Annotated in this window: 29 protein-coding genes; 20 read left to right on the forward strand and 9 right to left on the reverse strand. The window is 69.8% G+C overall.

What is annotated here, in order from left to right; genetic code table 11:
- The first annotated feature begins 97 nt into the window (after positions 1–97).
- The 9 genes from OHS33_RS34905 to OHS33_RS34945 all read left to right on the forward strand — a co-directional run bounded on the left by OHS33_RS34905 (position 98) and on the right by OHS33_RS34945 (position 9,881).
- On the forward strand, positions 98–631 hold the full coding sequence (locus tag OHS33_RS34905) for an SseB family protein (protein WP_330334432.1): 534 nt from the start codon (positions 98–100) through the stop codon (positions 629–631).
- The gene (locus OHS33_RS34910; RefSeq protein ID WP_330334433.1) at positions 628–1,299 is read left to right on the forward strand and encodes a hypothetical protein; all 672 of its coding nucleotides are present in this window, start codon (positions 628–630) and stop codon (positions 1,297–1,299) included. The genes OHS33_RS34905 and OHS33_RS34910 overlap by 4 nt, the downstream gene beginning before the upstream one ends.
- Positions 1,299–6,086: a putative T7SS-secreted protein gene (locus OHS33_RS34915; protein ID WP_330334434.1), complete on the forward strand. Its 4,788-nt coding sequence runs from the start codon at positions 1,299–1,301 to the stop codon at positions 6,084–6,086. The genes OHS33_RS34910 and OHS33_RS34915 overlap by 1 nt, the downstream gene beginning before the upstream one ends.
- Complete coding sequence (locus OHS33_RS34920; RefSeq protein ID WP_330334435.1) at positions 6,083–6,493, forward strand: hypothetical protein; 411 nt, start codon at positions 6,083–6,085, stop codon at positions 6,491–6,493. Before OHS33_RS34915 ends, OHS33_RS34920 begins: the two co-directional genes overlap by 4 nt.
- A gap of 17 nt (positions 6,494–6,510) precedes the next feature.
- The gene (locus OHS33_RS34925; RefSeq protein WP_330334436.1) at positions 6,511–6,921 is read left to right on the forward strand and encodes a hypothetical protein; all 411 of its coding nucleotides are present in this window, start codon (positions 6,511–6,513) and stop codon (positions 6,919–6,921) included.
- A 70-nt stretch (positions 6,922–6,991) separates the two neighbouring features.
- On the forward strand, positions 6,992–7,525 hold the full coding sequence (locus tag OHS33_RS34930) for an SMI1/KNR4 family protein (RefSeq protein ID WP_330334437.1): 534 nt from the start codon (positions 6,992–6,994) through the stop codon (positions 7,523–7,525).
- Positions 7,526–7,860: 335 nt separating this feature from the next.
- Positions 7,861–8,520, forward strand: a complete 660-nt coding sequence (locus OHS33_RS34935; RefSeq protein ID WP_330335321.1) for a hypothetical protein — start codon at positions 7,861–7,863, stop codon at positions 8,518–8,520.
- 151 nt (positions 8,521–8,671) lie between these two features.
- Positions 8,672–9,430 carry a hypothetical protein gene (locus OHS33_RS34940; RefSeq protein ID WP_330334438.1) on the forward strand — a complete coding sequence of 253 codons (759 nt, stop codon included), beginning with the start codon at positions 8,672–8,674 and terminating at the stop codon, positions 9,428–9,430.
- 40 nt (positions 9,431–9,470) lie between these two features.
- The gene (locus OHS33_RS34945; protein ID WP_330334439.1) at positions 9,471–9,881 is read left to right on the forward strand and encodes a hypothetical protein; all 411 of its coding nucleotides are present in this window, start codon (positions 9,471–9,473) and stop codon (positions 9,879–9,881) included.
- Between the two features lie 91 nt (positions 9,882–9,972).
- On the opposite strand, the gene OHS33_RS34950 is transcribed toward OHS33_RS34945, so the two are convergent.
- Positions 9,973–10,485: a hypothetical protein gene (locus OHS33_RS34950; protein WP_330334440.1), complete on the reverse strand. Its 513-nt coding sequence runs from the start codon at positions 10,483–10,485 to the stop codon at positions 9,973–9,975.
- A 132-nt stretch (positions 10,486–10,617) separates the two neighbouring features.
- On the opposite strand from OHS33_RS34950, the gene OHS33_RS34955 reads away from it, so the two are divergent.
- The 3 genes from OHS33_RS34955 to OHS33_RS34965 all read left to right on the forward strand — a co-directional run bounded on the left by OHS33_RS34955 (position 10,618) and on the right by OHS33_RS34965 (position 14,491).
- Positions 10,618–11,649, forward strand: a complete 1,032-nt coding sequence (locus OHS33_RS34955) for a phosphotransferase (RefSeq protein WP_330334441.1) — start codon at positions 10,618–10,620, stop codon at positions 11,647–11,649.
- Between the two features lie 116 nt (positions 11,650–11,765).
- On the forward strand, positions 11,766–12,500 hold the full coding sequence (locus OHS33_RS34960) for an ABC transporter ATP-binding protein (protein ID WP_330334442.1): 735 nt from the start codon (positions 11,766–11,768) through the stop codon (positions 12,498–12,500).
- Positions 12,497–14,491, forward strand: coding sequence for an ABC transporter permease (locus OHS33_RS34965; RefSeq protein ID WP_330334443.1), 1,995 nt, complete (start codon positions 12,497–12,499; stop codon positions 14,489–14,491). Before OHS33_RS34960 ends, OHS33_RS34965 begins: the two co-directional genes overlap by 4 nt.
- Before the next feature lie 184 nt (positions 14,492–14,675).
- On the opposite strand, the gene OHS33_RS34970 is transcribed toward OHS33_RS34965, so the two are convergent.
- From OHS33_RS34970 to OHS33_RS34985, 4 genes are all read right to left on the reverse strand, one after another.
- Complete coding sequence (locus OHS33_RS34970) at positions 14,676–15,179, reverse strand: hypothetical protein (RefSeq protein WP_330334444.1); 504 nt, start codon at positions 15,177–15,179, stop codon at positions 14,676–14,678.
- A 481-nt stretch (positions 15,180–15,660) separates the two neighbouring features.
- Positions 15,661–15,990, reverse strand: a complete 330-nt coding sequence (locus tag OHS33_RS34975; protein ID WP_330334445.1) for a hypothetical protein — start codon at positions 15,988–15,990, stop codon at positions 15,661–15,663.
- Positions 15,991–16,080: 90 nt separating this feature from the next.
- Entirely contained in the window at positions 16,081–16,596 is a 516-nt protein-coding gene (locus OHS33_RS34980) for a putative immunity protein (RefSeq protein WP_330334446.1), read from the reverse strand.
- Positions 16,593–17,234 (reverse strand): putative immunity protein, encoded by a 642-nt coding sequence (locus OHS33_RS34985; RefSeq protein WP_330334447.1) that lies wholly within the window; start codon positions 17,232–17,234, stop codon positions 16,593–16,595. The genes OHS33_RS34980 and OHS33_RS34985 overlap by 4 nt, the downstream gene beginning before the upstream one ends.
- Before the next feature lie 98 nt (positions 17,235–17,332).
- Here OHS33_RS34985 and OHS33_RS34990 point away from each other — a divergent pair, with 98 nt between their 5' ends.
- The gene (locus OHS33_RS34990; protein WP_330334448.1) at positions 17,333–18,112 is read left to right on the forward strand and encodes a MerR family DNA-binding transcriptional regulator; all 780 of its coding nucleotides are present in this window, start codon (positions 17,333–17,335) and stop codon (positions 18,110–18,112) included.
- Positions 18,113–18,152: 40 nt separating this feature from the next.
- Here OHS33_RS34990 and OHS33_RS34995 read toward each other — a convergent pair whose 3' ends face one another.
- The 3 genes from OHS33_RS34995 to OHS33_RS35005 all read right to left on the reverse strand — a co-directional run bounded on the left by OHS33_RS34995 (position 18,153) and on the right by OHS33_RS35005 (position 20,478).
- A complete protein-coding gene (locus tag OHS33_RS34995; RefSeq protein ID WP_330334449.1) occupies positions 18,153–18,761 on the reverse strand; it encodes a hypothetical protein in 609 nt (202 codons plus the stop codon).
- 342 nt (positions 18,762–19,103) lie between these two features.
- The gene (locus OHS33_RS35000; RefSeq protein WP_330334450.1) at positions 19,104–19,886 is read right to left on the reverse strand and encodes an alpha/beta hydrolase; all 783 of its coding nucleotides are present in this window, start codon (positions 19,884–19,886) and stop codon (positions 19,104–19,106) included.
- A gap of 115 nt (positions 19,887–20,001) precedes the next feature.
- Positions 20,002–20,478, reverse strand: coding sequence for an ArsI/CadI family heavy metal resistance metalloenzyme (locus tag OHS33_RS35005; RefSeq protein ID WP_330334451.1), 477 nt, complete (start codon positions 20,476–20,478; stop codon positions 20,002–20,004).
- 120 nt (positions 20,479–20,598) lie between these two features.
- Here OHS33_RS35005 and OHS33_RS35010 point away from each other — a divergent pair, with 120 nt between their 5' ends.
- The 5 genes from OHS33_RS35010 to OHS33_RS35030 all read left to right on the forward strand — a co-directional run bounded on the left by OHS33_RS35010 (position 20,599) and on the right by OHS33_RS35030 (position 23,746).
- Complete coding sequence (locus OHS33_RS35010) at positions 20,599–21,012, forward strand: ArsR/SmtB family transcription factor (protein WP_330334452.1); 414 nt, start codon at positions 20,599–20,601, stop codon at positions 21,010–21,012.
- Entirely contained in the window at positions 21,009–21,806 is a 798-nt protein-coding gene (locus OHS33_RS35015; protein ID WP_443065387.1) for an aquaporin, read from the forward strand. Before OHS33_RS35010 ends, OHS33_RS35015 begins: the two co-directional genes overlap by 4 nt.
- Complete coding sequence (locus OHS33_RS35020; protein ID WP_330334453.1) at positions 21,803–22,228, forward strand: arsenate reductase ArsC; 426 nt, start codon at positions 21,803–21,805, stop codon at positions 22,226–22,228. The genes OHS33_RS35015 and OHS33_RS35020 overlap by 4 nt, the downstream gene beginning before the upstream one ends.
- A 121-nt stretch (positions 22,229–22,349) precedes the next feature.
- On the forward strand, positions 22,350–22,823 hold the full coding sequence (locus OHS33_RS35025) for a GNAT family N-acetyltransferase (protein WP_330335323.1): 474 nt from the start codon (positions 22,350–22,352) through the stop codon (positions 22,821–22,823).
- A 143-nt stretch (positions 22,824–22,966) separates the two neighbouring features.
- Entirely contained in the window at positions 22,967–23,746 is a 780-nt protein-coding gene (locus tag OHS33_RS35030; RefSeq protein ID WP_330334454.1) for an SDR family NAD(P)-dependent oxidoreductase, read from the forward strand.
- A gap of 129 nt (positions 23,747–23,875) precedes the next feature.
- Here the strand turns inward: OHS33_RS35030 and OHS33_RS35035 are convergent, their stop codons facing one another.
- Positions 23,876–24,463: a hypothetical protein gene (locus OHS33_RS35035; protein ID WP_330334455.1), complete on the reverse strand. Its 588-nt coding sequence runs from the start codon at positions 24,461–24,463 to the stop codon at positions 23,876–23,878.
- Positions 24,464–24,673: 210 nt separating this feature from the next.
- On the opposite strand from OHS33_RS35035, the gene OHS33_RS35040 reads away from it, so the two are divergent.
- Together OHS33_RS35040 and OHS33_RS35045 are read left to right on the forward strand one after the other, a co-directional pair.
- Positions 24,674–25,051 (forward strand): VOC family protein, encoded by a 378-nt coding sequence (locus OHS33_RS35040; protein ID WP_330334456.1) that lies wholly within the window; start codon positions 24,674–24,676, stop codon positions 25,049–25,051.
- Between the two features lie 264 nt (positions 25,052–25,315).
- Positions 25,316–26,047 (forward strand): DUF7873 family protein, encoded by a 732-nt coding sequence (locus tag OHS33_RS35045; protein ID WP_330334457.1) that lies wholly within the window; start codon positions 25,316–25,318, stop codon positions 26,045–26,047.
- Positions 26,048–26,327: the final 280 nt, after the last annotated feature.

Genomic DNA, 26,327 nt, shown 5'->3' on the forward strand with positions numbered 1-26,327 from the left:
CCGCCGAGTCGGCCGGGACTGGGGTTCCGGCCATAGACCCGGCCATAAACCCGGCCAACATTGCACGTGGAAAGGCTCGCGTGTCAGGATTCGGCCGGTGAGTGACAACGGGGAACACATACCGTCGCCGGTACGGCGCACCAGGCTTGCCGACTTGGCAGAAGCGGCCGACCAGCGAGGTCCGTCGAGCGGACCACCGGCGCCGCCCGCACCGCCTACCCCTCCGTACGTCGTCCCCGCTCCGGCAGTGGACGAGCCGCCCCTCGACGAGTCAGCCGCCGCGCGGCGACGGTTCGCGATCCTGCTGGGTGAATTCCGGCGTACGGCCGTACTCGTGCCGCTCGACGACCACGGCAGCCTGTGGACCGCGGACCAGGACGGGGTGCGGTGGATCTGCGCGTTCTCCGACGAGGAGACGCTGGCCGCCTTCGCCCGGGAGCAGGGGAGCGCCGGCCGCGAGTGGACCTACCAGAGGGTTCTGGGTGCGCGGCTGTTGGACGTGATGGTGCCGATGCTGCCCGGTCCGGGCGGCGTGGCGCTGGATGCGGGCACCCCGGACGGGATGCTCTTCCCGCCGGTCCGGGGCGTCGTCCCGGATGCCGTCGCCGTCGACCTTGAGGCGTCCCGATGAGCGGCGGCGGGGACGGGAGCGGCGGCGGCAACGGGCGGCCCGACCTCGAAGCCCCGGCCGAGGCGCTGGCGAAGATCGCGAAAGGTATCGACCTCGCGCACGCCGAGCTGAAGGACCTCGGGATGATCGGCCAGGCATCGGCGGGCCGCGGCTTCTCGGGCCTCGCGCTGTCCGGGCTGGAACTCGGCGACGGCGCCCTGACCTCGGAGTTCGAGACGTTCTGCAACCGCTGGGAGTGGGGCGTACGGGCGCTGACCCTGCGCGGGAACGCCTTCGCCCAGGAGGTCGGCCTGTCGGCCGGTTCGTTCGCGGAGCAGGAGCAGTACATCAAGGACTCGTTCAAGATCGGCGTGAACTCCCTCAACGGGAATCCCCACCTGTCGGAGGACGACGTCAAGAAGATGAGCTGGGACAAGGTCAGCACACAGATGGCGTACGACAATCCGGACTTCAGTGCAGAATCGTTTTCCCAGGCGAACCAGGACGTGAAGCAGACCTGGAAGGACACCGGCTACGACGTCATGGACGCGCAGATGGACTCGATGGAGCGCTCCGGCCTCCTCGACCCGTCGGTGCGGGAGAAGGCGGACGAGAAGCTGCGCGAGACGTTCGACCCGTCGAAGCAAGCCGTGGCGCAGGCCGAGCAGCCGCGCTGGGGTGAGCGCTGATGGTGAGCTGGGACAGTCTGGGCCGGCTCGCCGACAAGGGGATCGACCTCGTCGACAAGGGCATCGACAAGGGCAAGGAACTCGTCGGCGAAGGCATCGACAAGGCCACCGACGTCGTGGGGGAGGGCCTGGACAAGGTCGGCGCCCACGGCTGGGCGGACGCGGTCGAGGACTGGGGCGACGAGACCGCCTCCTCGCTCGGCGCGGAGATCGGCGAACAGCAGCTCGGCCAGACCGAAGAGGCCAACGAACTGGTCCACGGCAACCCCGGGAAGATCGCCGCGACGGTCAAGAACCTCCGCGACTTCCACCAGGCCTTCGACCTCGTCGGCGCCGGGATGAAGAGCCTGGACTCCGAGCACTGGAAGGGCGAGGCCGCCACCAGCTTCCGCGAGCACTTCCAGACCCTCCCCACGGACTGGCTCCACGCCTCGGACGCCTTCGAGAACGCCGCCAAGGCGCTGGAAACGTACTCCACCGCGGTCACCACCGCGCAGGGCAAGGCCCGCGAGGCCATCGCCCTCTACAAGGAGGGCACCCAGGACTCCAAGACGGCCGTCGACGCCTACAACAAGAAGGTCGACGCCTACAACGCGGCACGCAACAGCGCCAGCCCGCTCCCCGTCCCGGCCGAGTTCACCGACCCGGGCCAGGCCAAGCGCCAGCGCGCGCAGGAGATCCTCAAAGCCGCCCGCGAAGCCCGCAAGGAAGCCGCCACGACGGCCAAGAGCGCGGTCAGCGCCGCGATGGCCCACGCCCCCAAGGAGCCCACCGGCCGCGAGAAGGCCATGCTCGAAATCGGCGACTACGGCCTCGGCCAGAGCGTCGAACTGGCCCACTTCGGCGGCGGCATCGTCAAGGGCACCGCGGGCCTGGTCAACTTCGTACGCTCCGTGAACCCCACGGACGCCTACAACCTCACCCACCCGGCCGAGTACTACAAGAGCATCAACATGACGCTCGCCGGCCTCGCCTCCACCGCCGCCAACCCCGACCGCGCCCTCAAGAACGCCTGGGACGCCGCCAAGGGCGACCCCTCGGAGTTCCTCGGCAGACTCGTCCCCGAACTCATCGGAACGAAGGGCCTCGGCGCTGCGAAGAGAGTGAGTTCGGTCGCCAGGCTCGCCGAGGACGTACCCGCGGGACCTGGCCGCCGAGGGCTGCACAGTGACGGGCCGGACGCGCACAAGACCCCGGACGGGGAAAAGACCACGGGTGGCACCGACCCGGTCGACCTCGCTTCGGGGCGGATGTTCCTGCCGCAGACCGACCTGGTCCTCCCCGGCACGCTCCCGCTGGTCTTCACGCGCCGTGCGGAGTCCGGGTACACCGCCGGCCGTTGGTTCGGCCCTTCCTGGGCCTCCACGGTCGACCAGCACCTGGAGATCGATGCCGAGGGGGTCGTGCTGGTCAGCGACGACGGTCTGCTCGTCGCCTACCCGCACCCGGCGCCCGGTCTCCCCGTTCTCCCGGCCATCGGTCCGAGGCATCCCCTGGAGCGCACACCGGACGGCGATTGGACGGTGACCGATCCGGCGACGGGCCGGGTCCGACGGTTCTCGCCTGCTGCGGGCTGGGACGGTGAGGGGGACGGTCTGGCGCCGATCGCCCAGTTGGAGGACCGCAACAGCAACCTCATCACCTTCGAGTACGACCATGCGGGCACCCCGCTGGGGATGGCCCACTCCGGCGGCTACCACGTGCGCTTCGACACCGCCGAGGGCCGCATCACCGCCCTCCATCTGACGGGCGGCCCGCGCGTTCTGGCGTACGGCTACAGCAGGGGGAAGCTGACGGAGGTCACCAACTCCTCCGGCCTGCCCCTGCGTCTGACCTATGACGACCGCGACCGGATCACGTCCTGGACCGACACCAACGGCAGCCGCTACGACTACGCCTACGACGACCGGGACCGCTGCATCGCGGAAGGCGGCACCGAGGGACACCTCGCCCTCACCCTCACCTACGACACACGCGACCGGGAGACCGGCCACCGCGTCACCACGGTCACCACCGCCGATGGACACACCCGCCGCTACCTGATCGACGAGCGGTACCGGGTCGTCGCCGAAATCGACCCGCTCGGCGCCGTCACCCGTTACCAGTACGACAGCGCCGGGCGCGTGATCAGCCGTACCGACCCGCTGGGCGCCACCTCGCTCCAGGAATACGACGAGGCCGGCCGGATCACCCGCTCGATCCGTCCCGACGGCCGCACCGCCGGCACCCAGTACGACGAACTGGGCCTGCCGGTACGGGTGGCCAACGCCGACGGCACGATCATCCGCCAGACCTTCGACGAGCGCGGCAACCGCACCGCTCTCACGACATCCGCCGGCGCCGTCACCACCTTCGCCTATGACGAACGCGGCCACGTCGTCGCGGTGACCAACCCGCTGGGCGCCGTCACCCGCTACACCACCGACGCGGCCGGTCTGCCGCTCACCATCTCGGACCCCCTCGGCGCCACCTCCCGGTTCGAGCGCGACTGCTTCGGGCGCGCGGTGCGCGTGACCGATCCGCTCGGCGGGGTGACGACGATGCGGTGGACCCCGGAGGGGCGTCCCGCCCGGCGGGTGGATCCGGACGGCGCCGAGTCGGTGTGGACGTACGACGGCGAGGGCAACTGCACCGCCTTCACCGATCCGGCAGGCGGGGTGACCCGCTTCGAGTACACCCACTTCGACCTCCTCGCCGCCCGGACCGGCCCCGACGGCGTGCGGCACGAGTACACCTACGACGCTTTGCTGCGGCTGACGGGCGTCCGCAACCCCCAGGGTCTGACCTGGGAGTACGAGTACGACGCGGCGGGACGGCTGACGTCGGAGACTGACTTCGACGGCCTGAGGCTGACCTACTCCTACGACCCGACCGGGCGCCTGCGCTCGCGCACCAACGGGCTGGGCGAGGAGATCGCGTACGAGCGGGACGTGCTCGGCCGGATCATCCGCAAGACCTCTCCCACCGGCACCGCGACATTCGAGTTCGACGTCTTCGACCTGCCCGCCGCGGCGGTCTCCTCCGACGGCACCAGGCTGATCCGCATCCGCGACCGGCACGGCCGACTGGTCGAGGAGCAGGTAGACGACCGCACGGTCCGCTACGCGTACGACGAGCTGAGCCGCCCGGTGGGCATGACCACCCCGGCCGGGGCGGAAACCCGCTGGACCTACGACGAGGGCGGCCACTGCACCGAGCTCACCGCATCGGGCCGGACACTGACCTTCGAGCGGGACGCGGCCGGCCGTGAACTGACGCGGCGCATCGGCACCACCACGGAGCTGCACCAGACCTTCGACCCGGTGGGCCGGCTCACCACCCGGCACATCACCGGATCGGATCAGCGGACCCTGCTGCGCCGCGGCTACAGCTATCGCGCCGACGGCAATCTGCTGGCGATCGACGACGAGGCGACGGGACCGCGGACCTTCACCCTGGACGCGGCCTCCCGGGTCACCGCCGTGGACGCCGCCTCGTGGTCGGAGCGCTACGCCTACGACGAGGCGGGCAACCAGACCTCGGCCGCCTGGCCGGAGCAGCTGGGCCCGGAGGCCACCGGTGAACGGTCCTACACCGGGACACGCATCACCCGCGCGGGCCGCGTCCGCTACGAGCACGACGGCCAGGGCCGCGTGATCCTGCGGCAGAAGACCCGGCTCTCCCGGAAGCCCGACACCTGGCGCTACACGTGGGATGCGGACGACCGGCTCACGGAAGTGACCACGCCGGACGGGACGCGCTGGCGCTACCGCTACGACGCGATGGGCCGCCGTGCCGCGAAACAGCGGCTCGCGCCGATCGATGTTCCACGTGAAACATCGGCGGCGCGGGACGAGGTGGTAGAGGAAACCGTCTTCACGTGGGACGGCCCGACCCTCATCGAACAGACGACGCGCTCGGCGGGCAACCCGCACGAGGTCACGCTGAGCTGGACGCATTCCGGCCTGCACCCGCTCACGCAGGTGGAGTCCATACGCAGGGTGCCGCAGGGTTCGCCGCTCTCGACGGCCCCGCAGGCCTTGCAGGCCTCGCAGGAGGAGATCGACTCCCGCTTCTTCGCCATCGTCACCGACTTGGTCGGCACGCCGACCGAGCTGATCGACGAGCAGGGCGAGGTCGCCTGGCGTACCCGCGCGACGGTGTGGGGCACGACGAGCTGGAACCGGGACGCCTCCGCGTACACCCCGCTGCGCTTCCCGGGCCAGTACCACGACCCCGAGACCGGCCTCCACCACAACTACTTCCGCACCTACGACCCGGAGACGGCCCGCTACCTGACGGGCGATCCACTGGGCCTCGCCCCGTCTCCGAACCCGGTCGCCTACGTCTCCAACCCGCTCGTGTGGGCGGACCCGCTGGGACTCAGCCCGTGCCCGAAGGGGGAGGAGCGGAAGGCCCTGGAGCCGGCCAGGCGTGAACCCCCGCATCTGGAGGGAGGACCGATCCTCGCTCGCTTCGCAAAGCCGGGCGAGGAGTTCAACATGGTGATCGGGCAGGGGCAGACCACTCCGGGCGGATTCGGTACGTTCGACAACGTACCCAACCAGCAGTTCGTTCGCGATCAGTTGGCCGTCCGCACCGACTGGAAGGACGACGTCTCGCTGGTGCAGCGCTACCGCATACCAGAGGGCGGTGACCCGATTCTCGTCCAGGAGAGCATCATCGGCCCCCAGATGGACCCCAAGCTCGGCCCTCTGCCAGGCGGCGCGAGTCAAATAGAAATCATGGAAAAAGCAGACCGAGCCCGGCTGATCCCAGTCGGCCCACCCACGGAGATTCCCAAGTGACAGAAGCAGAACCTGACGTCGTAGTCGCCTGGACCCGGGGTGACACCACGGTCCGATGGAGCGGCCCCGCTGGCAGCGTCGAGAAGTCATACGACTCCCCACCTCAGGACGTGATGGCGTGGCGGGAGTACGACAAGACAATGGTGCTGGTGGTGGAAAAGCTGGACACCACTCCGTTCACCCCGACGGACAACGCAGTCGTCTACTGGGCCGACGGATCCGAACGGTTCCGGCTGCACCCGCCCCGCGACCTGGTAGGGGACCCGAACGCCGTGGAGGGCTTCTACTCCGCCTTCCCGCAGCACGGCCGGCCCCTCATGATCATTGGGACACGCACCTCGGGCGACTTCCACGGCCGCATCGACCTGGAGACCGGAAAGATCGTGGACACCAACACATGGCGATGACCTGAAGGAAGAGCCAAGTGACAGAAGCAGAACCCGACGTCGTAGTCGCCTGGACGCGGGGCGACACCACGGTCCGGTGGAGTGGCCCGGCGGGGAGCGCCGAGAAGTCGTACGAGCGTCCGCCGCAGGATGTCATGGCGTGGCGGGAGTACGGCGAGACGCTGGTCGTTGTCGTGGAAGCCATCGACACTGCACCGTTCACCCCGTCGGACAACGCGGTGGTCTTCCGGGCCGACGGCTCGGAGCGGTTCCGGCTGCACCCGCCCCGAGACCTGGTGTACGAGCGGCACGACATGCACGGCTTCTACCTCGCCGTGCCGCAGGACGGCCGACCACTCATGATCATGGTCACGCGCAATGCGGGTGATTTCCAGGGCCGCATCGACCTGGAGACCGGTCAGATCGTGGACACCAACCACTGGCGCTGATATGGCAGCTGCCAACGGATGTCCCCCGCACAACTCTCACCGAATAACCCCCTGGACAACGACCCCCACCATGACCAACGCCCTGACACGCCTTTTCGAGATCGCCCCAGCGCCGAGCGAGGCCTGCCAGAAAGACTGGGAAGAGGTCGAGCGCACCCTTGGGATTGAGCTTCCCGCCGACTACAAGGAACTCATCCATGTCTACGGAGGAAGCAACTGGGACGACTACCTGTACGTCCTGGAGCCGGGCTGTCCCAACGCGAACTACGACCTCATCGAATGGGCAGAAGGCCAGACTGAAGACCTGGAAGGCCTGTGGGAGTTCGAGAAGAAGCCAGCGGAGCTGGAGGTCGAGGGGACCCGGGTAGTCCCATGGGCGACCACGGACAACGGAGAATGTCTCTACTGGCTCGTCCGGCCGGGCCTTGAACCGGATCAATGGACCATCATGGTGAACGAGGCGCGCGGCGACCGGTGGGAGCATTTTCCTGCATCCTGCACACAATTCCTGGCGTCTTCCCTCACTGGAGAGCTGCAGTCGAACATCCTCTCGCCCTCGTTCCCCCTCGCTACACATGAATTCCGCCAGCTCGGTGCGGTATGACGACCCGGCGCTCCGCCCACCGCAACGCTTCGGCGTAGTCGACGAGGATCGGACCCCTGGAGAGCCCATGTGGCGTGAACTCGTGGAACAGTACGCCGACGTGGAGGTGGCATACCCGGCATCCGAGCAGGGCCTGCTCGATCTGGAAGGCCAGCTGCGACCACCGCTACCGACCGCCGGGACGAGAGTGTGGCGCCGCCGCTCGCACGGATCAGATGGGAAGAATGACCATGGACCTATCGTTCGGCGGCGACGGGCACGTGACGGTGCCTGTGACTGTGACGGAAGATCCACTCCACATTGCCCCTCGCTTCACACGCGACTCGTTGCGCATCGTGCAGTACGCCGATGTGGTGGGACGCGAGCAGTTCGTCGCAGACACCTTCGGTAGCCAGCACTGGCTGTGGGACGCACCCGACGTCTTCCGCTTCGACCCGGCAAACCGACAGCTGGTCGGCGCCGAGTTCCGCCTGCCTGAGGAGTCCGCGTCCGCCGAAGACGCGGCCCGTGTGCCCGTCGCGCCCTCGGTACGCCTGGGCGGGCTCCGCGCGGACGAGGTTCGGGACTTCCGGCACGAGATGTGCACGGTGCATTGCCGCGCCGCCGGAGACTCCGTGCTGACGTGTCTGCGCGACCTGGACGTCCTCGACGAGCCGTTCGACGCCCGCATCGGAATCGCCCCCGACGTGGCGCTCCTCGTCCAGCACGGCGCCGTAGTCGGCTGGAGCCTCACTGACCCCGTGCGGTACCTGACCACCGAGTACGTTGGCCCCGACCTCAACCCGCCCTCTCCTGAAACCCAGCGGCTGCTCACCGAGTGTCTTGACCTGACGACCGCGCCCGGTATCCACGGCGTGGAGGACGGCGAGCCGTCAGCACTGGCACGGCTACGAGCGGCCGATGAGGCTTTGCGGGACCAGTACGAGGATCGGCGCCGGGCCGGTGCCCTGCGCCAGCTCATCGCCAACATGGTGGACATCTACGGGAACTGGTGAGCGCGGCGGAAGTAGGGGCACGAACGGCGGTGAGGTACCGGACGACAGGCCTGGCCTGGCCAGGGCTGGTCGGCCAGGAGGCGGTGCACCCGCCACGAGCAGGGCGGCCATCAGCCACCCGCGGTACAGGTTCGATGAGATGGAATCCACCATGAGACTCACCCTCGACGACGGCTGGACCGCGACGGTGACGGGCCAGGCACTGGGCATGACCCCGCGCTTCGATTTCTACGACTTCTGCGTGCGTATCGGGCCTTACCCGAACGTCAAGGAACACGGGCCGTTCCTCATGCGCACCTTCGGCAGTGCAGCGTGGCTATGGGACACACCCGACGAGCTCCGGTTTGATCCCGTCAGCCGGGACCTGGTCGGCGCCGTGTTCCAGTTCGCCGGTGAGGCCGCTGACGCGGATGACTCCGTCCGCGTTCCCGCCTCCTCTTGCGTCCAGCAGGGCGGGCTGCGCGCCGACGAGGTACGGGACTTTCGGCTGGAGACGGCCACGGAACTGTGCCGCGCCCCGGGCGACGCCGTACTCACCTGCCTGCGCGACCTCGACGTCCTCGACGAGCCGCTGGACTCCCGCGTGGGCATCGCCTCGGACGTAGCGCTGCTCGTCCAGCACGGGACCGTCGTCGGCTGGAGCCTCACTGACCCCGTGCGTTACCTGACCACCGGCTTCGCCGCCCCCGACCCGGCTCCCCCCGCCCCTTCGACCCGGCTCCTGTTCACCGAATGCATGGACATCATCACCACTCCGGTGCTCCGCGAGGTGATGCGCCGGGACCCGGCCGCCCTGTCCCGGCTGCGTGCCGTCTACGAGGCCCTGCGGAACCAGCGCGAGGACCGGCACCGGGCCGATGCCCTCAGCGCACAGATCGCCGACAAGGTGGAAAGCTACGGGGACTGGTGACGGCCAGCCAGGAAGGCCGTCCACTCAAGGAGATTGCCACGTGACAGCAGAAGACTCCGACGTCGTGGTCACCTGGGCCCGAGGTGACACCACCGTCCGATGGAGCGGACCCGCCGGGATCGTCGAGAAGTCGTACGAGCTTCCCCCCCCCGATTCGGTCATGACGTGGCGGGAGTACGACCAGACGATGGTGCTGGTGGTGGAGAAGCTGGACCTCGCACCTTTCACCCCGAACGACAACGCGGTGGTCTACCGGGCCGACGGCTCGGAGCGGTTCCGGGTGTGCCCGCCGAGCGATCTGATGCGGGACCCGAAGGATGTGGACGGGTTCTACTCCGCCTTCCCGTCACAGGGCCGCCCTCTCGTGATCATGGCCACGAGCGGGGGCGATTTCCACGGCCGCATCGACCTGGAGACCGGGAAGATCGTGGACACCAACCACTGGCGCTGACGCGTCAGCTGCCGACGGAGAACCCCACCATTCTGGGGACGGGACACGCGCCGGACTGGTGTGCCTCAGGCGCGAGCGGGTTCGAAGTCGATCACGACCATCTTCTCCAACTGATATCTGTCGAGGTCCGGGTAGTTCCAGAACTCGCCGGGGCGGATCTGGTGGAACCTGAAGGTCGCATTGGTCTCGTTCGCGGCGACGATGCAACGGACGGGGCGGGACGGTCCAACCCGTAGACGAGCCGGCCGAACTCCAGGGCGAAGGCGATGCCGTGGAGCAGGAGGGTCCGCTGGTCGTCCTCCGTGATCTGGGGAGTACCGCCGTCGACGAGAGCGATGCGAACGGGGACGTGGTCCTCCAGGCGGAAGGAGCTGGCGGAGCATTCCCAGTTGGTGAGGTCGCCGAAGAACGAGGGAGCGCTGTCCGTGTTACTGGCGGAGTCGGCCCAGGTGAGCAGGTCTCCTCGGTGGCCGATGCCGCTGGCAAGCTGATCCCGCAGGCCGGGTGCGAGCCCTCCGGGTGGTGTCGCGCCGGTCAGACCGGCGAGGAATCCCAGGGCCTGAATCGCGGCGTCGTTCATTTTCAGTGACAGCATGCCGTGCATGCTCGCAGCCGCCACTTCAGCTCATCAACGCCCATGAAGTGGACAGTCAGTCGGACCTGCCATCCGGGATCGGCGGGACGACGGTGATCGCGCGGACGGGGCCTACCAGGCTGCGGCGTACGCGTACCGTGCATGGACGTGACGGATGAGATCCGAGAAGACGGCCTTCAGGCAGTGCTGCCGACCTTGTCCCGTGTGTTCGGGCTGGGTGAGGTGCACGATCGGCAGTTCCTTGAACACGGCCTGATGAACCGGAACTGGCGGTTGGAGACTGACGCCGGAGCCTACGCGGTGAAGGAGATCACCGATGTGCCGCTGCCCCAGCTCCGCAGGAACCTCGCGGTCTTGGTGGACCTGGCCCGCGAGGGGATCCCGGTCCCCGCGCCGAGGCCCGCCGTCGGCGGTGACCTGGTGGTGGAGGTCGGTGGTCACGGCTACTGCGTGCTGCCCTGGCTTGAGGGTGAGCACGTCCAGGGGACCGACCTCACCCTCGGCCAAGCCCGCGACCTCGGTGTTCTGCTGGCACGCCTCCACGTAGGCCTGCGTCGCCACGCGCCCGGACCGGCCCCGGGGCAGGCACCGCCCGCGAAAGTCCGCGAGGTCGCCGACGCCGACCGGGCGGCCGCTGTCCTTCTCGGGAGGTTCCCGACAGAACCCATGACCGAACTCGTCAGGGGCGCCGTCGAGGCCCTCCACCACCGGCGCGGCCTCCTCGCGCGCTACGCCGATGCCCGGCCGCCGGTGGACGAGGTGGTGTCCGGCCCGTACGGATGGACGCACGGCGACTTCCAGTACCGCAATCTGCTGCGACAGGGCGGCCGCGTGGTGGCGGTCCTGGATTGGGACCGGCTCGGGGTCCGTTCGTATGGGGAGGAGGTGGCGCGTACGGCGCAGGTGCAGTTCGGGGTTGGTGGCGTCTTCGATCTTGACCGCATCGCCGCCTTCTGCGCTGGCTACCGGTCCGTGATCGATCTGTCGGAGGGGGAGCTGGCCGACGCCGTGAAGCGGTTGTGGTGGAAGCGGATGACCGACTTCTGGCAGCTGGAGTTCTACCTCGACCGCCAGGACGCCACCTACGGCGAGATGTTCCTGACGGGCGAGGCACTGCTGATCTGGTGGACGGACCGCGCCGATGAGGTCCAGGCCGCCTACGCGGCCCGCTAGCTGTCCGCTGGCTGTCGGGCCTCCGCGAGGGCTCGGCGCTGGGGCTCGTTGAGGCGAGGTGATGGACGTGATCACGTCAATTCTGAAAAGGATCGGCCACGTGAGATAGTCCGCCCATGCATGATCGAATAGTGAGACTGGACGGGGTCCGGCGGACCTACGGAGCAGGTCAGAGCCTTGTCACCGCCCTGGACGGAGTGACGGTCTCCTTCGACCGCGGCACCTTCACCGCGGTGATGGGACCGTCCGGTTCGGGCAAGAGCACCCTGCTCCAGTGCGCGGCCGGTCTCGACCGGCCCGACTCCGGCACGGTGACGCTGGGCGGGACCGATCTGGGAACGCTGTCCGAGACGGAGCTCACCAAGCTGCGCCGCGAGCGGATCGGGTTCGTCTTCCAGGCGTTCAACCTGCTGGGCACGCTCACCGCCGAGCAGAACGTCGGGCTCCCGATCCGGCTGGCCGGCCGGCGCCCCGACGCCGCCCTCGTACGCGAGACGCTCGCCCGGGTCGGGCTCGGCGAGCGGACCGGGCACCTGCCGGCGCAGATGTCGGGCGGCCAGCAGCAACGGGTCGCGATCGCCAGGGCCCTGATCACCCGCCCCGAGATGCTGTTCGCCGACGAGCCGACGGGCGCCCTGGACAGTACGACCGGACGCGAAGTCCTCGGCCTGCTGCGGAACCTGGTCGACGAGGAGGGGCAGAGCACCATCATGGTCACCCACGACCCGGTCGCCGCTTCCTACGCGGACCGCGTCCTCTTCCTCGCCGACGGACAACTGGCCGACGAACTGACCTCGCCGACGCCGCAGTCGGTCGCCGAGCGGATGACCCGGCTGGAGCCCGTCCGATGACGCTGCTCCCGATGACGCTGCTCCCGATCGCCCTCGCGACGCTGCGAAGGCGCTGGACCGGCCTCCTCGGCTCGTTCGTCGCGCTGGCCCTCGGCGTGGGCCTGATCTCCGCCACCGGAATCCTGCTGGGCGGCGATCTCGCGGCCAACGCGGACCCGGCGGGGCCGTCGCTGAACAAGCTGCTCCAGTTCATGGCGGGCATGGCGGGTTTCGTCTCGGTCTTCGTCGTGGCCGGCACCTTCGCGTTCGCTGTGGCGCAACGCCGCCGGGAGACCGCGCTGCTGCGTGCGATCGGCGCGACACCGCGTCAGGTACGGGCGCTGGTCCTCGGCGAGGCGGTGCTCGTCGCGCTCGTGGCCGCCGCGGCCGGCTGCCTGCTCGGCCTGGCGATGGCACCGGGCATCGCCGCCTGGCTGGTGCGCCAGGGCGCGGCCCCGGCCGGATTCACCGGGCGGGTGTCGGCGACCTCGCTGGTCGTCGCGGTGCTCATCGGCCTGGTGGTGGCGCTGATCGGCGCGTTCACCGCCTCGCGCCGGGCGGGCCGGGTCCGCCCGGTCGAAGCCCTCGGCGAGGCCGCCGCCGACCGGCGCGGGATGACGTGGGGCCGCTGGCTGTGCGTTCCGCTGCTGCTCGTGGTGGCCGGGAGCTCGCTGACCGTCTTCCTGACCCCGCAGGCCGCCACGCTGCGCGACCCCGGCATGCGCGGCTCCAACGCGCTGGCCACCGGCACCCTGCTGCTGGACGTCCTCGCCGTCGTCACCGTGGTGCTGTTCGCGCCGCTGCTGATCCCGCTGCTGGTCCGGCTGTTCACCCTGCCCGCCGCGCTCGCGCCCGGCGCCACGGGCCTGCTCGCCCGGCAGAACGCCCTGGGCGCGGTCCGCCGTACGGTCTCCACGGCGACGCCGGTACTGCTGGTCATCGGCCTGGCCGGATCCGTGGCCGGCGGGGCCGCCGCCTTCAGCCAGGCTCGTACCGCGCAGGTCCGTACCGCACTGGCCGCCCACTACGTCGTACAGCTCAGCGCCAAACCCGAACAGGCCGTACGGACTGAGCGGGCCGAACAGGCGGTACTGGCGCTGCGCGCGCTGGGCGTCGTCACCACCACGACCACGCTGGTCGAGGACCTGGACACCGACACGGCCAAGGCGGCCCAGGGCCAGGCCCAGGGGGAGGGGGAGGCCCAGGACAATCCGCCCCTGCCCACCGTCGCGATGGCCGTCGACGGCGATCTGGCCACGGCCTGGCGGCTGCCCGCCGACGCCGGATCGCTGGCCGATCTGACCGGAGCGACGGTCGCCGTTTCCACCGACATGGCCCGCGGCTACGGCTGGCACGTCGGCGACCGGCTCACCACCCGGCTCGCGGACGGCTCCACCACCGGATTCCGCCTCGTGGCGATCGTACGCACCCCGCCCAACCTGGCCGAAGTCCTGCTGCCCTACGCCGCCGTGGCCGGGCACCTCGGCGACGCGAAGCCGCCCACCGGGTACGCCGCCACCCGTCCGGCCGCCGTGCCCGGCGCGACGGTGGCGAGCGCGGACGCCTGGCTGGACGCGTGGAACGCCGACCACTCCCACTTCGACTGGATCACCATCCTGGCCATCATGGGCCCGGCCCTGCTGTACGCCCTGATCGCGCTGGTGAACACCATGCTGATGTCCACCTCCGAACGGCTCCGCGACTTCGGCGCCCTCCGCCTCACCGGCGGGACCCGCCCCCAGGTCCTGATCATGGTCGCCCTCGAAGCGGTCCTGGTCGTGGCCACGGCCGCGACGCTGGGCCTGCTGCTCACCGTCGCCACCCAGTGGGGCACGGTGACCCTCATCCACGACCGCCTGCCCACCGCCGGCCCCACCCCGCTGGCCCTCCCCTGGACGGTCCTCGCGACGAGCGCCGCCATCTGCCTCGTCCTCGCCGTGCTCGCGGCGGCCATCCCTGCCCGACTGGCCTTGCGCACCCGCGCGCTCGACATGGCGGGGATCCGCGAATAGGCCGGCCATGGTCCGGGGGCATCCCCGCGGGTGCAGGGAGCAGGCTTGCTGAACAGACACTTTAGGTCGGGAGGAGCTTGTTTTGAACCACTTTCATCGAAACCGGCATATGGGGCAACTCTCGCAGCAGTGCAAAGTCAGATGAACTCCAGCCCCACCGTTGCCGATACCCAGAGCTGTTCATCTAGTTGGTGAAGCGCCCACCGTGGCGGGACGAGAGCATGGCGCCGCTCCTCGTCGCCGACAAGCTGCGCGCCTGCGTCCCGCGATCGCTGCGGTAGGACATCGGCAAGGCCCGACGTCTGCGAGGGGGTATCAGCGGGCCAGCGGGCGCGGCCCCCGGTCGTGGTGGCCGGGAATCGGGGTGGGTGGGAGGCGGGGCGATGTGCCCGGGGGAGGGGCAGGCACCCGCGCGGCTGGTTGGGGGCGGGCCGCCTCGCTGGGGTGTGACGGTGGCGGGGCGTTCGGCGGTCTCGCGGGCGTGGTGGGCGGGGGCTGCGGTACGCATTTCCTCGCCCAGGGTGGCCTCCTGGTGCAGGGCGGCTACGGCCTCGTGGTGTCGTACGGCCTTCGTGCGCTGCGTCGCCGCGGCGGAGCGCAGATGCTGGGCGTCTTCGGCGACGCGGGCGTCGAGGCGGGCGGCCAGGACCGGGACGCGCTGGCGCATCGCTTCCAGGAGGGTGGTCAAGGGCCCCCGCGTCCTTCGGCGGGGCCCAGTTGACGCCTGGTGCGAGGAGCGAGGCGTGCGGGTGGGCTTCGAGGAGCCGGGCTGCCTCGCGCACGGCTTCGGCCGCGGCGCGCGATGCCCGGGCCGCTTCGGTGAGTGTGGCCTCGTACTGCTGTTGGTAGTGGGTGGTGCGGGCGAGGGCTTCGCGCCGCCTGCGGGTCCCGGCAAGTCGGAGGGCAAGGCGGTCCTTTGGGTCGGACGGCACGTTGGTCCGTTCGAGGATCCGGCGTGCCGAATCAGCGGCCCGGTCCGCCGCCGCGCCGTGCCCGGTTTCCTCACGCGCCCGGTCGGCGTGGGCTCCGGCGCGGGCGAGGACCTCGTACGCGGCCGAGGCGAGGGCGGCGCCGGGGGTGAGCGTGGTGTCCAGCCTCGACTGCTGTTCGGCGGCCTGGCGCTCGTACGCGTCGGCCAGTTCCTCGGCGCGCTGGGCGGCCGACTGCTCCTAGGCCTGGCGGGCCGTCAGCTGGTGGGTGGGCAGGTTGCCGTACGGGCGTTGGCGCCAGGAGGTGTGCGGCCCTGCTGCCTCCTCAGCCGTCAGGGCGAGTTCGTCGATCACCATCCTGTCCTCGGGGTCCGCATCGAGCTGGCGCCCGTACGCGGCGACCGCTCGGGCCAGGCGTTCGGCGTCGGAGCGGACCGGGCCGAGGGCGGTGCGGGTGGGGTGGTCCTCCAGTTCGTCCAGGGACAGGTGGAGGTGGCTCTCCCCGCGGGCGCGGGACAGGGCCGGGTAGAGGGTGCGGGAGTCTGCGTGCAGGCCGTAGGCGATGGTCACTTCAGCAGTCAGGCCTGGACGGTGGTGGTGCCCGGTGATCCCCGCTGGGCCGGCGATGAGAGGCTGTGGACGGCTCTGCACGGTTCCGCTTCAGCAGTCGAACACCGACCAGCAGATGTCGTTGCGCAGCCGCTGGTCATCAAGGACGAGCGCGCGGATCGCCTCCGGAAGCTGATCACGCTGCCACTGGCACTCGAGTCGTCCCGCGGTCTCGCTCTCGCCTTCCGGTGCCGCTGCACGTGCGGCCTTGATCGCGTAGGCGGCCGCGCCGAGCTCGTGCGCGGCGACGTGGGCGACGGCCCCGGCCTGGCCGGCGGCGTACGCGGCATGCCGTGCCGCCCCACGCAGGTCTCTGGCCGCCCCCATCGCATGGCCGCCCGCTGCGCGGGCCTGCATCATCTTGACCTCGCCACGTACCCAGGCCCGGGCATGCTCGATCGCCTGACGCGGTCGCGGGTCCCCGGGCCGGGCCGACTCGAAGAGGCCGAGGACGTGCTCCGCACAGGCGGCAGCCCAGAGAGCGAGGAGACGGTGATCCGCATCAGTGAGAGTCCCACCACGGCGGATCGTCACGAAGCGAGGGTCGCGGACCTTCGGGAGGATCATGACGTGGGTTCCTTCCTGAGCGCGTCGAGCGCACTGAGCGCATTGGTGCGGCTCGCCGCGGTGTGCCCCGGCGGCCGGTCCGCCGTGTCCGCCGCCCGGCGCAGGGAATGATCCAGAGTGCTCATCAGCCGTGCGACACGACTGCTGCCGCCTGTCGCGGGCGGGTAGCGGCAGAGCACATCGATGAGCACGGGTGTCGCACGCTGCCGCGACCGTTCGAGCAGGGCATCTCCGATCGCGGGATCACCGCCCGCCTCCAGCTCCCCGATGCGCGCCGCGCTCGCGCAGGCCCGCAGGATGTGGCCGACCTGGGTGACTTGGGCGATGGGGTGCAAGTACGCGGCCGAGGCGGCGTCCCCGGCGGACCGCGCGGCCAGACGCGCGGCTTCGGAGGGTGCGGACCGGGCGGCTCGATGAGCTTCCAGGGAAGTGACGCGCTGCAGTTTCGTCCTGTTGGCACCGTTGATGAACATCCAGGCCGCGTCGATCGCCGCACGGGGGCGCGGATCGCCGGGAACAGCCTGCTCAAAGACCGGCAGGACGTCCTCCGCGTGCCGGACCACGTAACGCGCCACGACACGCAGTTCGTCCATCGTCAGGTCGAAGTCTCCGGAAACGGTGTGCGTGCTCTGCGCCATGGACCTGAATCGTATCCTTGAACGCTCGGTGGAGACTTCGCGACGAATACTCCGCTCATCTGCGCCAGAACCCGTCAGAACCCTCAATCGGAGGTCATATGCGGCCCGTGGACCTGGCCCGTCGCCATGGCCTCTCCACGCAGGCGGTCCGCAACTACGAGGACGCCGGCATCATCCCGCCGGCCCACCGGAGCCGGACGGGGTACCGGGACTACACCGCCGCTCATGCCGCCGGCCTCTCGGCCTACCTGCTGCTCATCCCTGCCTTCGGCTACGCGACGAGCCGACGCATCATGCAAGCTGTCACCAGCGGCCGGCTCGACGAAGCACTGGAGTACGTCGACGACGGGCACGCACTCCTGGCTCGCGACCGCAACACGCTACGAACCGTCGAAGCGGCGCTCTCACACCTCGGAGCCTCCACCCCGGACACCCCGGACACCCCGGACACCCCGGGCACCCCGGACACCCCGGATACGACGGCCGGCATCCGGGCGCCGTACAGCATCGGTGAACTCGCCCGCCACCTCGCGCTCAACCCGGCCACCCTGCGCGCCTGGGAACGAGCTGGAGTCCTCACCCCACACCGTGATCCGCGCGGGTACCGCCAGTACCTCGCGCAGGACGTGCGCGACGCCGAACTGGCACACCTGCTGCGCCGGGGAGGCCAGCCCCTGCGCACCGTCGCCACCGTCCTCGGAGAACTCCGCGACGCCGGCAGCCTCGATGCGCTGACCAGGACCCTGGAAGGGTGGCGGCGCGACCTCACGTCCCGCGGAACGGCCCAGCTGTACGCCGCCGGTCAACTCTCCGCCTACCTGGACTCCTTGGACGGATCGGCGAGAACCGGCTCAGCCCCGGAGCACGTACCCCACTGACTGAAGCCGAACGACGCGGCTCACGGGGAAGCCCTACCGGTCAGCCGCGGCTGGACAGAGGAGTGCGCAGTTCCACACGGAGCTGAACGGACGTGAGAATGGGTAGTCCGAACGAGGCGTGACGCAGTTCCGTCGAACGTGCGGAGATGAGGTCGAGGTCCCGCAGCTGGCGCTTGAGTTCGTCGATCAGCGCCTTGTCGGTGTCGAGCGGGTCACCCTCTTCCAGCTCGGCGCCGGCGAGGTACTCGAGGTGCTGATCATCGGTAGCCCGACCACTGGCCCAGACGGCAAAGTCGGTGCATCCGAAGAGGTACGCGTACGCTGCATTGAGGGTCGCGGCTGCGGCGGGCTCGTGCGCATCGTCGGGGCCCACCAGACGGTCGCTGTTGCAGTAGTCGCTGAGCATGTACTCAGCCAAGCCGCGGTTGACGGCGGTATGGGCCGCCGGATCGCCGAGGACGCCCTCCCACACCGAGTTCAGGAGCGGTCGCAGACCCAGAGTGAAGGCTGCCTGATCATCCTCGGGCAGGGCCTCGTGCCAGATCATCAGGCGCTCAGCAACACCTGCGGCGAAAACACCCCGCTCGCTGGGCGACGCGGCCTCCAGACGCGCTTTCACCAGCGCTATGAGGTCCTGCCATGTGTCCATTCGAGCCCCCGAGCCAGATTTCGGCGTGCTCACGCCGCCGCGGGGATCATCCGCAGACGGCACAGACGCGTCGATTGCCGTCGGGAACCGTGTCCCAGCTCCCGACCTTTCGCCAATGCTGTCGCCCGGCCGGTGCTCTTCAAGTCGTCATGCCGAGCATTCTCGCGCACAAAGATCCGCCCAGCACAGCCTCCGCTCAAGACTCCGGCCGAACCACAGACCGTAACCGACCCGTGCTCAATTTCACGGAATCCGTGCCTGAACCCGTTCACCCCGCCGAAAACGGACGGGGTCAGCCGGGCGGGAAAGCCCGGCTGGTCCCTTGTGGCGGACTGTGGAGCGTCAGACCGAGAGTTCGTTCGCGGCGTTCTCGATGAGGTTGGCGACCTGGCCCGGCTGGGAGGCCAGGGAGGCGTGGCCGGCGTCGAGTCCGATGATCGTGCGGGGGTTCATCCGCTGTGCCATGCGGCGCTCGTTGTCCGGGTGGATCATGCGGTCCTGCGTCGACACCTGGTACCAGGTGGGCTTGGTGCGCCAGGCGGGCGCGGTCACGTTGTCACCGAACGTCGAGTCGAGAGGCGCCTTCTGGGTGACCGCCATGACCAGGGCCTCGTCCGCGGGCGGGTCCTGGCAGAAGCTCTCGTGGAACTTGTCCGGCTTGACCCACAGGTAGCCATCGGAGTCCGGGGCGATGTTCTCGAACGCCGCCGGTGGCATCTCCTGGCTGATCTGGCCGGGGCTCTCGCCCGCGTCGGGGGCGAACGCGGCGATGTAGACCAGGCCCACGACGTTGGGCAGGTCCCCGGCCTCGGTGATGACCGCGCCGCCGTAGGAGTGGCCGACGAGCAGGACGGGGCCGTTGATCTGCTTGACCATCTTGCGGGTGCGCTCGGCGTCGTCCGCGAGTGAGGTCAGCGGGTTCTCCACCGCGTGCAGATCGGTGAATCCTCGCTTGTTCAGTTCGACGATGACGTTCGCCCAGTAGGCGGCGCCGCCCCAGAATCCGTGGACCAGAACGATGGAGGCATGGAGCGCGTGGAGGGCTTCGATGCCATGAGTGTGGACCGTCCTTCGCGGGTGTGGTGTGACCGATTCCCCCCCCGGGTCTCCCCGGATTCTCCCCACTTCTCCCCGCGACCACGCTATGCGGGCGGTGACGGGGTGTCACCGCCCGCACGGGTTGTTGCACGGGTTGTTCGTCGCCATCAGGGAACGAACGCCGAATTAGACGAATTGCCGGTCAGCTGCCGCATGCGCACCCGGCGGGGGTGCGGGAGGCGGTGGTGCCGCAGCACGTCTGCGGCGCGCTGTCGGCGCTCTTGCCGAGGGTGTCGGCGTCGGCCTTGACGACGTACACCTCCCACGGCTCCTTGCCGGGGCCGGTGACCCACACCTTGTCCTGGAGGGCGTAGCAGCAGGAGGTGTCGTTCTCCTCGAAGGTGGCCAGTCCGGAATCCTTCAGCCGGGTCGTGGCGGCATGGACGTCTTCGGCGGTGGCGACTTCGACGCCGAGGTGGTCCAGGCGGGTCTCCTCGTCGGCTTCGCCCCCACTCTCGCCCGCGCCCTCGATGAGAACGAGCTTGAGCGGCGGCTCGGTGATGGCGAAGTTGGCGTAGCCGGGGCGGCGCTTGGCGGGCTCGGTGTTGAAGAGCTTGGAGTAGAAGGCGATCGAGCCTTCCAGGTCGGCGACGCGCAGGGCGAGCTGGACACGGGACATGGCGGTCTCCCATCAGTGAGCAGTCTGTTTCGATTCAGCGAGCAGGCTGTTTCGATGACTGTCGATATAGCCGATACGGTCGACCTTGCCACCGGATTAGATGGCTGTCAACATAGAGGAATGTCGAAACAAGCTGGTCTACCGGTACTGGTACTCGGACAGGACGAGGCCGTGTGCTGTGCGCCGATGGTCCGCGAGCCGCTGGGCGAAGAGGCCGCGGCCGAACTGTCGCGGATGTTCAAGGCCCTGTCGGACCCCATCCGGCTGCGGCTGCTGTCGCTGATCGCCTCGCACGAGGGTGGTGAGGCGTGCGTGTGCGATCTGACCGGCCCGTTCGACGTGTCCCAGCCGACGATCTCCCACCACCTGAAGGTGCTGCGCGACGCCGGCCTCGTCGACTCCGAGCGGCGCGGGACCTGGGTGTACTACTGGGTGCTGCCGGAGGCCCTGGCCAAGCTGTCCGCTCTGCTTGAGATTCCGGCCGCGCCGGCCTCGCAGGCTGTGCCCGCCGTGCCCGCGAAGGCCGGACGTTGAGCGCCCAGGCGCCGCTGATGCGGCGCGCCGTCGTCGAGGCGCTGGGTACGGCGGCACTGGTGGCGGTGGTGGTCGGCTCCGGTATCCAGGCCACCGAACTGACCCGGGACGTCGGCGTGCAGCTGCTGGCCAACTCCCTGGCGACCGTCTTCGGCCTGGGTGTGCTGATCGCGTTCCTCGGGCCGGTGTCCGGGGCGCACTTCAACCCCGTCGTCACGCTGGCCGCGTACGTCACCGGCCGCCGTAGCGGCGACGGCCCCGGCCTGCGCGACGTCGTCGCGTACGTCCCGGCCCAGATCGCCGGGGCCGTCGGCGGCGCGGTGCTGGCGGACGCGATGTTCGCCAAGCCGGTGGTGGCCCTCTCCACCCACGACCGGTGGGCCGGGCACCTGTGGCTGGGCGAGGTGGTGGCCACTGCCGGGCTGGTCTGGCTCATCTTCGGCCTGGCCCGCGCCGGCCGCGCGCACCTCGCGCCGGTTCTGGTCGCCTCCTACATCGGAGCGGCGTACTGGTTCACCTCCTCCACCTCCTTCGCCAACCCCGCGGTCACCATCGGCCGGGCCTTCACCGACACCTTCGCCGGGATCGCGCCCGCCTCCGTCTTGCCGTTCCTCGCCGCGCAGCTTCTCGGTGCCGCCCTCGGCGTGGCCCTGGTCGCCGTCTGCTTCGGCCGCCCGTCGGCTCCCACGCTCACGGATACGGATACGGATACGGATACGGACACGGACACGGACCAGGCCGTCGTCCCGCCGCAGCACGCCCGCCCCGCCGAAGAAAGCGCCCTGACCTCATGAGCACAAGCACCTCCGCCACCCCGTCCGTCCTGTTCGTCTGCGTCCACAACGCAGGCCGCTCCCAGATGGGCGCCGCCTTCCTCACCCACCTCGGCGGCGACCGCGTCCAGGTCCGATCCGCCGGCTCCGCCCCCGCCGACGCGGTGAACGCGGCCGTGGTGGAGGCCATGGCCGAGGTCGGCATCGACATCTCCGCGCAGACGCCGAAGATCCTCACCGTCGAGGCGGTGCAGTCCTCGGACGTTGTGATCACGATGGGCTGCGGCGACGCCTGCCCGTACTTCCCCGGCAAGCGGTACCTGGACTGGAAGCTGGAGGACCCGGCCGGGCAGGGGGTGAGCGCCGTCCGCCCGATCCGGGACGAGATCGAACGCCGCATCCGCGGCCTGCTCGCCGAACTCGACATCGAGCCGACGGCATGAGTACGTCGGTGACGGGCGTGCGCGCGGCGGTGACGGCCATACGCGTACCCACCGCGGCGACGGCATGAGCACCCCGGCGCCGCGCGTGTCCACCCCGCCCCCGGGCGTACGCACCGCCGCGATGCGGCCGGAGCACGCCGAGCAGGTCCTGGCGATCTACCGCCTCGGCATCGCCGAGGGCAACGCCACCTTCGAGACCACCGCCCCGGCCTGGGAGGCGTTCGACGCGGCCAAGCTGCACGAGCACCGCCTGGTCGCCCTCGACGACGCCGGACGCGTGCTGGGGTGGGCCGCCGTGGTCCCCGTCTCCGACCGGTGCGCGTACGCCGGTGTCGTGGAGCACTCCGTCTACGTCCATCCCGACGCCCGCGGCCGCGGCGTAGGGCTGGCGTTGCTGACCGGCCTGCTCGCTTCCACCGACGCGGCGGGCATCTGGACGGTGCAGTCCGGCATCTTCCCGGAGAACACCGCCAGCCTCGCCCTGCACCAGCGTGCCGGGTTCCGGATCATCGGCACCCGAGAGCGCATCGGCCGCCACCACGGAAGGTGGCGCGACGTCGTACTCGTCGAACGCCGCAGCCCCACCGTGAAGTAGCGACGGAACCGACGTCCCGCAGCACCCGTCCGCGCCGGAAGGCGCGGGCGGCGCGGGAGGAACCGCACCGCGTTTCACCGACCCCGCATAGGGTGAATCCCCCCTGGACTAGGCCAGGGGGGATTCACAGGGGAGAGGCGATCATGGGGCAACTGGACGGCAAGGCCGCACTGGTGACGGGTGGCTCGCGTGGGATCGGGCGGGCGGTCGCCTTACGACTCGCCGCCGAGGGGGCGCTGGTCGCGGTCCACTACGGCGGCAACGAAGCCGCCGCCGCGGAGACCGTGGCACGGATCGCCGAGGCCGGCGGCCGGGCGTTCGCGGTACGGGCCCGGTTCGGCGAAAGCGGCGCGGTGGACCAGCTGTTCAAAGGACTCACCGCCGGGCTGGCGGACCACGGCGTGGACGGCCTGGACATCCTGGTCAACAACGCGGGCATCCACTCGGCCACCTCGATCGGGCAGCTCACCGAGGAGGAGTTCGAGCGACTGCTCGCGGTCAACGTGAGCACGCCGCTCTTCGTCGTCCAGCGGGCGCTGCCACTGCTCCGGGACGGTGGACGGATCGTGAACATGGGCTCGGCGGCCACCCGGATCGCGAACCCCCTCCAGATCGGCTACACCGTCACCAAGGCGGCGCTGGCGGCTCTCAGCCCGTCGCTCGCCAACGAGCTGGGCCGGCGCGGAATCACCGTGAACACGGTCGAACCCGGCGTGGTACTCACCGACATGATCGCCGCCTACGCCGCCGTTCCCGAAGCGGTCGCCGGACTCGAATCGATCACCGCGCTCGGACGGATCGGCGAGCCGGAGGACGTCGCGGACGTGGTGGGCTTCCTGGCAGGCCCGCAGGGCCGCTGGGTGACCGGCCAGACCATCGACGTCTCCGGCGGCACCTACCTGGGACCGATCGCGCCTCGGTGATCCGTCCGGGGCGCGTACGGACGTTCCTCAACTGCCGACCGGGCCCTCGTCTCCGGGCCGTGGACACCCCCAGGCCCGTCAACCAGCAGGTTGGAGCCGTCCTTCGGCCGCAGCGGCGGTCACGGGCAATCAAGGGTGGAGGTACTCCATCACGTACCGGCGAGCGGCCTGTTCGCTGGTGCCGAGCGCCGTCGCCACCACCTCCATCGGGATCTCACCGACCCGCACCTCACGGGCAGCGCCCTGCCCCACGCCGACGATCAGGTGGCGGAGATCGGCCAAGGCCTTCAGGGCCACCAGCGGGTCCTCCGCCGCGACCGTGTCCAGCTCTTCCCTCAGTGCGGTCAGGACTACGAGGAGTGGCCGGGGCAGGGGCACCGCCTTGTCCCGCACCACGGTGAGGTGCGCGTGGTAGTCCCCGATGGGCCCGGACAGGTCGATGTCCGCCTCGTACAGGGGGCGCCGGCCGTCCAGGACCGTCCAGTCGAGCGGATACTCCGCCATCCCGCGCCAGCCGCACGCGCACACGCCGCGCAGCACCGCCGCCTTCGGGCGCCCGTACCGGCCGTCGTACGCGTGCCAGGCCGTCGAGGACGGTACGTGCCCACCGCTGCCCACGTCGAAGTACACCGGCCCCGGCTCACTGCCGTCCGCCAGCAGGACCCCCACCGAGCCCTCGTGCGCCGCCCCCATGTCCCTCAGAGTCCGGTCCACCACGACCACCCCCTCTCCACACCGTGCCCCGCCATCCGGCACGGTCCGGACGGCCGCCTCCAGCCTGCCGCACCACGTCCAGCTGCGTACCCCCATTCCGGGGAAGCGTCACACCCACGAGGGGGCCGGTTCCGACCGCCCCGGTCCCACCGCTCGACGCCTGGCGGGCCCGGGGCGACGATGGGAAGGGGCTCGCGCGTCGAAGGGATGATCATGTTCGAAGGCAGCGGCAAGCCGTTCAGCGGCTTCTCGGTCGATGACCTGGACAAGGCCAGGGCGTTCTACGGGCAGACGCTGGGCCTGCGCGTCACCGAGGACGAGGGCATGCTCTTCCTGCACCTCTCCGACGACACCGCGGTACTGGTGTACCCGAAGGACAACCACGAGCCCGCGAGCTTCACGGTCCTCAACTTCCCGGTGTCCGACGTAGAGCGGGCGGTCGACGAGCTCACGGCGGCCGGGGTCCGCATGGAGCGCTACCCGCAGTTCACGGCGGACGAGAAGGGCATCGTGCGCGAGGAGGGCGGCCCACTCGTCGCCTGGTTCAAGGATCCGGCCGGCAACGTCCTCTCGGTGCTCGAACCGATGTAACCGATCGCCCTGCCGCCGACCCACCCGCGGCGCCCCCGAATGCGAACACCTGTTCGTTACGCGTAGGAAGCCCGCTTCGGCGGAATATGCACGAAAACCGTCCGTACGCAAGCTCTCACGGAGTCACGGAGTCACGGAGTCACGGAGTCACGGAGTCCCGCACCGCGGATGTCCGCACCGAGGCCCGAGCCCGCAGCCCGTAACCCGTAACCCGTGACGGAAATTCAGATGCTGATCGTACGAGTGGTGTTCTAGGTTGATCACGTGCCGAAGCTGAATCAGATCATCGCAGTCGAAAAGGGCGTCAAGTCCAAGTCCCTCCAGGAACTCACCCAGGCCCACCATGACGTGCAGAAGCCCGCCTTGTTGGCCGGCATCTCACGGACGTACCAGCCCAAGGACGAAGAGGGCGAGCAGCTGCCCCCCGAGTCCACCCGGGTCCAGGTCCAGGCGGAGGACGTGCTGCGGTCGACGGCGGCCACCCTCACCCGTCTCTTCGACGTGACGGCGACCAAGGACTGGGCCAACCGCAGCGCCGCCGCCGACGTGGTCGTCGACGGGAACGTCCTGCTCGCCCAGGTGCCCGTGCCCTACCTCCTCTTCCTGGAGAAGCAGCTCACCGACCTGCACACCTTCGTGCGCAAGCTGCCGGTGCTCGACGCTTCGGAGTCCTGGAACCTCGACCCGTCGACGGACGCCTGGAAGACCGAGGCCGTGCGCACGATCCGCACCAAGAAGGTGCCGCGCAACCACGTCAAGGCCGAGGCCACCGAGAAGCACCCGGCTCAGGTCGAGGTCTACTACGAGGACGTCGCCGTCGGGTACTGGACCACGGTCAAGTTCTCCGGCGCACTGCCTGCCCGCCGTGTGAACGAGCTGCTCGACAGGGTGGAGCGGCTCCAGCAAGCGGTGAAGTTCGCCCGCGAGGAGGCCAACAGCGCCGAGGTCACCGACCAGAGGGTCGGCGACGCGGTGTTCGGCTACCTCTTCAGGTAGCCCCGAGAACGCCCCCTGTGTCGCAGGGGGTGCGCGAGAGCGCAAGCTGAAACTGATGTTGAAGCTGAAACAGGGGTGTCAGTTGGGGGTTCGAATCCCTCCCTCGGCACGACGTGCCGAGGTGGCCCAAGCCCGGCAGAGGCGGCCCCTTGAATCTCAGATTATCGCTCCAGTCTCAGTATTCGCCGCCGAACACCGGATCGACCGAGCAGGGACGATCACCGGCGGATGGGGGTTCAAGTCCCTCCTGCGCCTCTCTCGTGGCGCGGTAGTTCAAAGG

Source organism: Streptomyces sp. NBC_00536, from assembly GCF_036346295.1.
Lineage (GTDB): Bacteria > Actinomycetota > Actinomycetes > Streptomycetales > Streptomycetaceae > Streptomyces.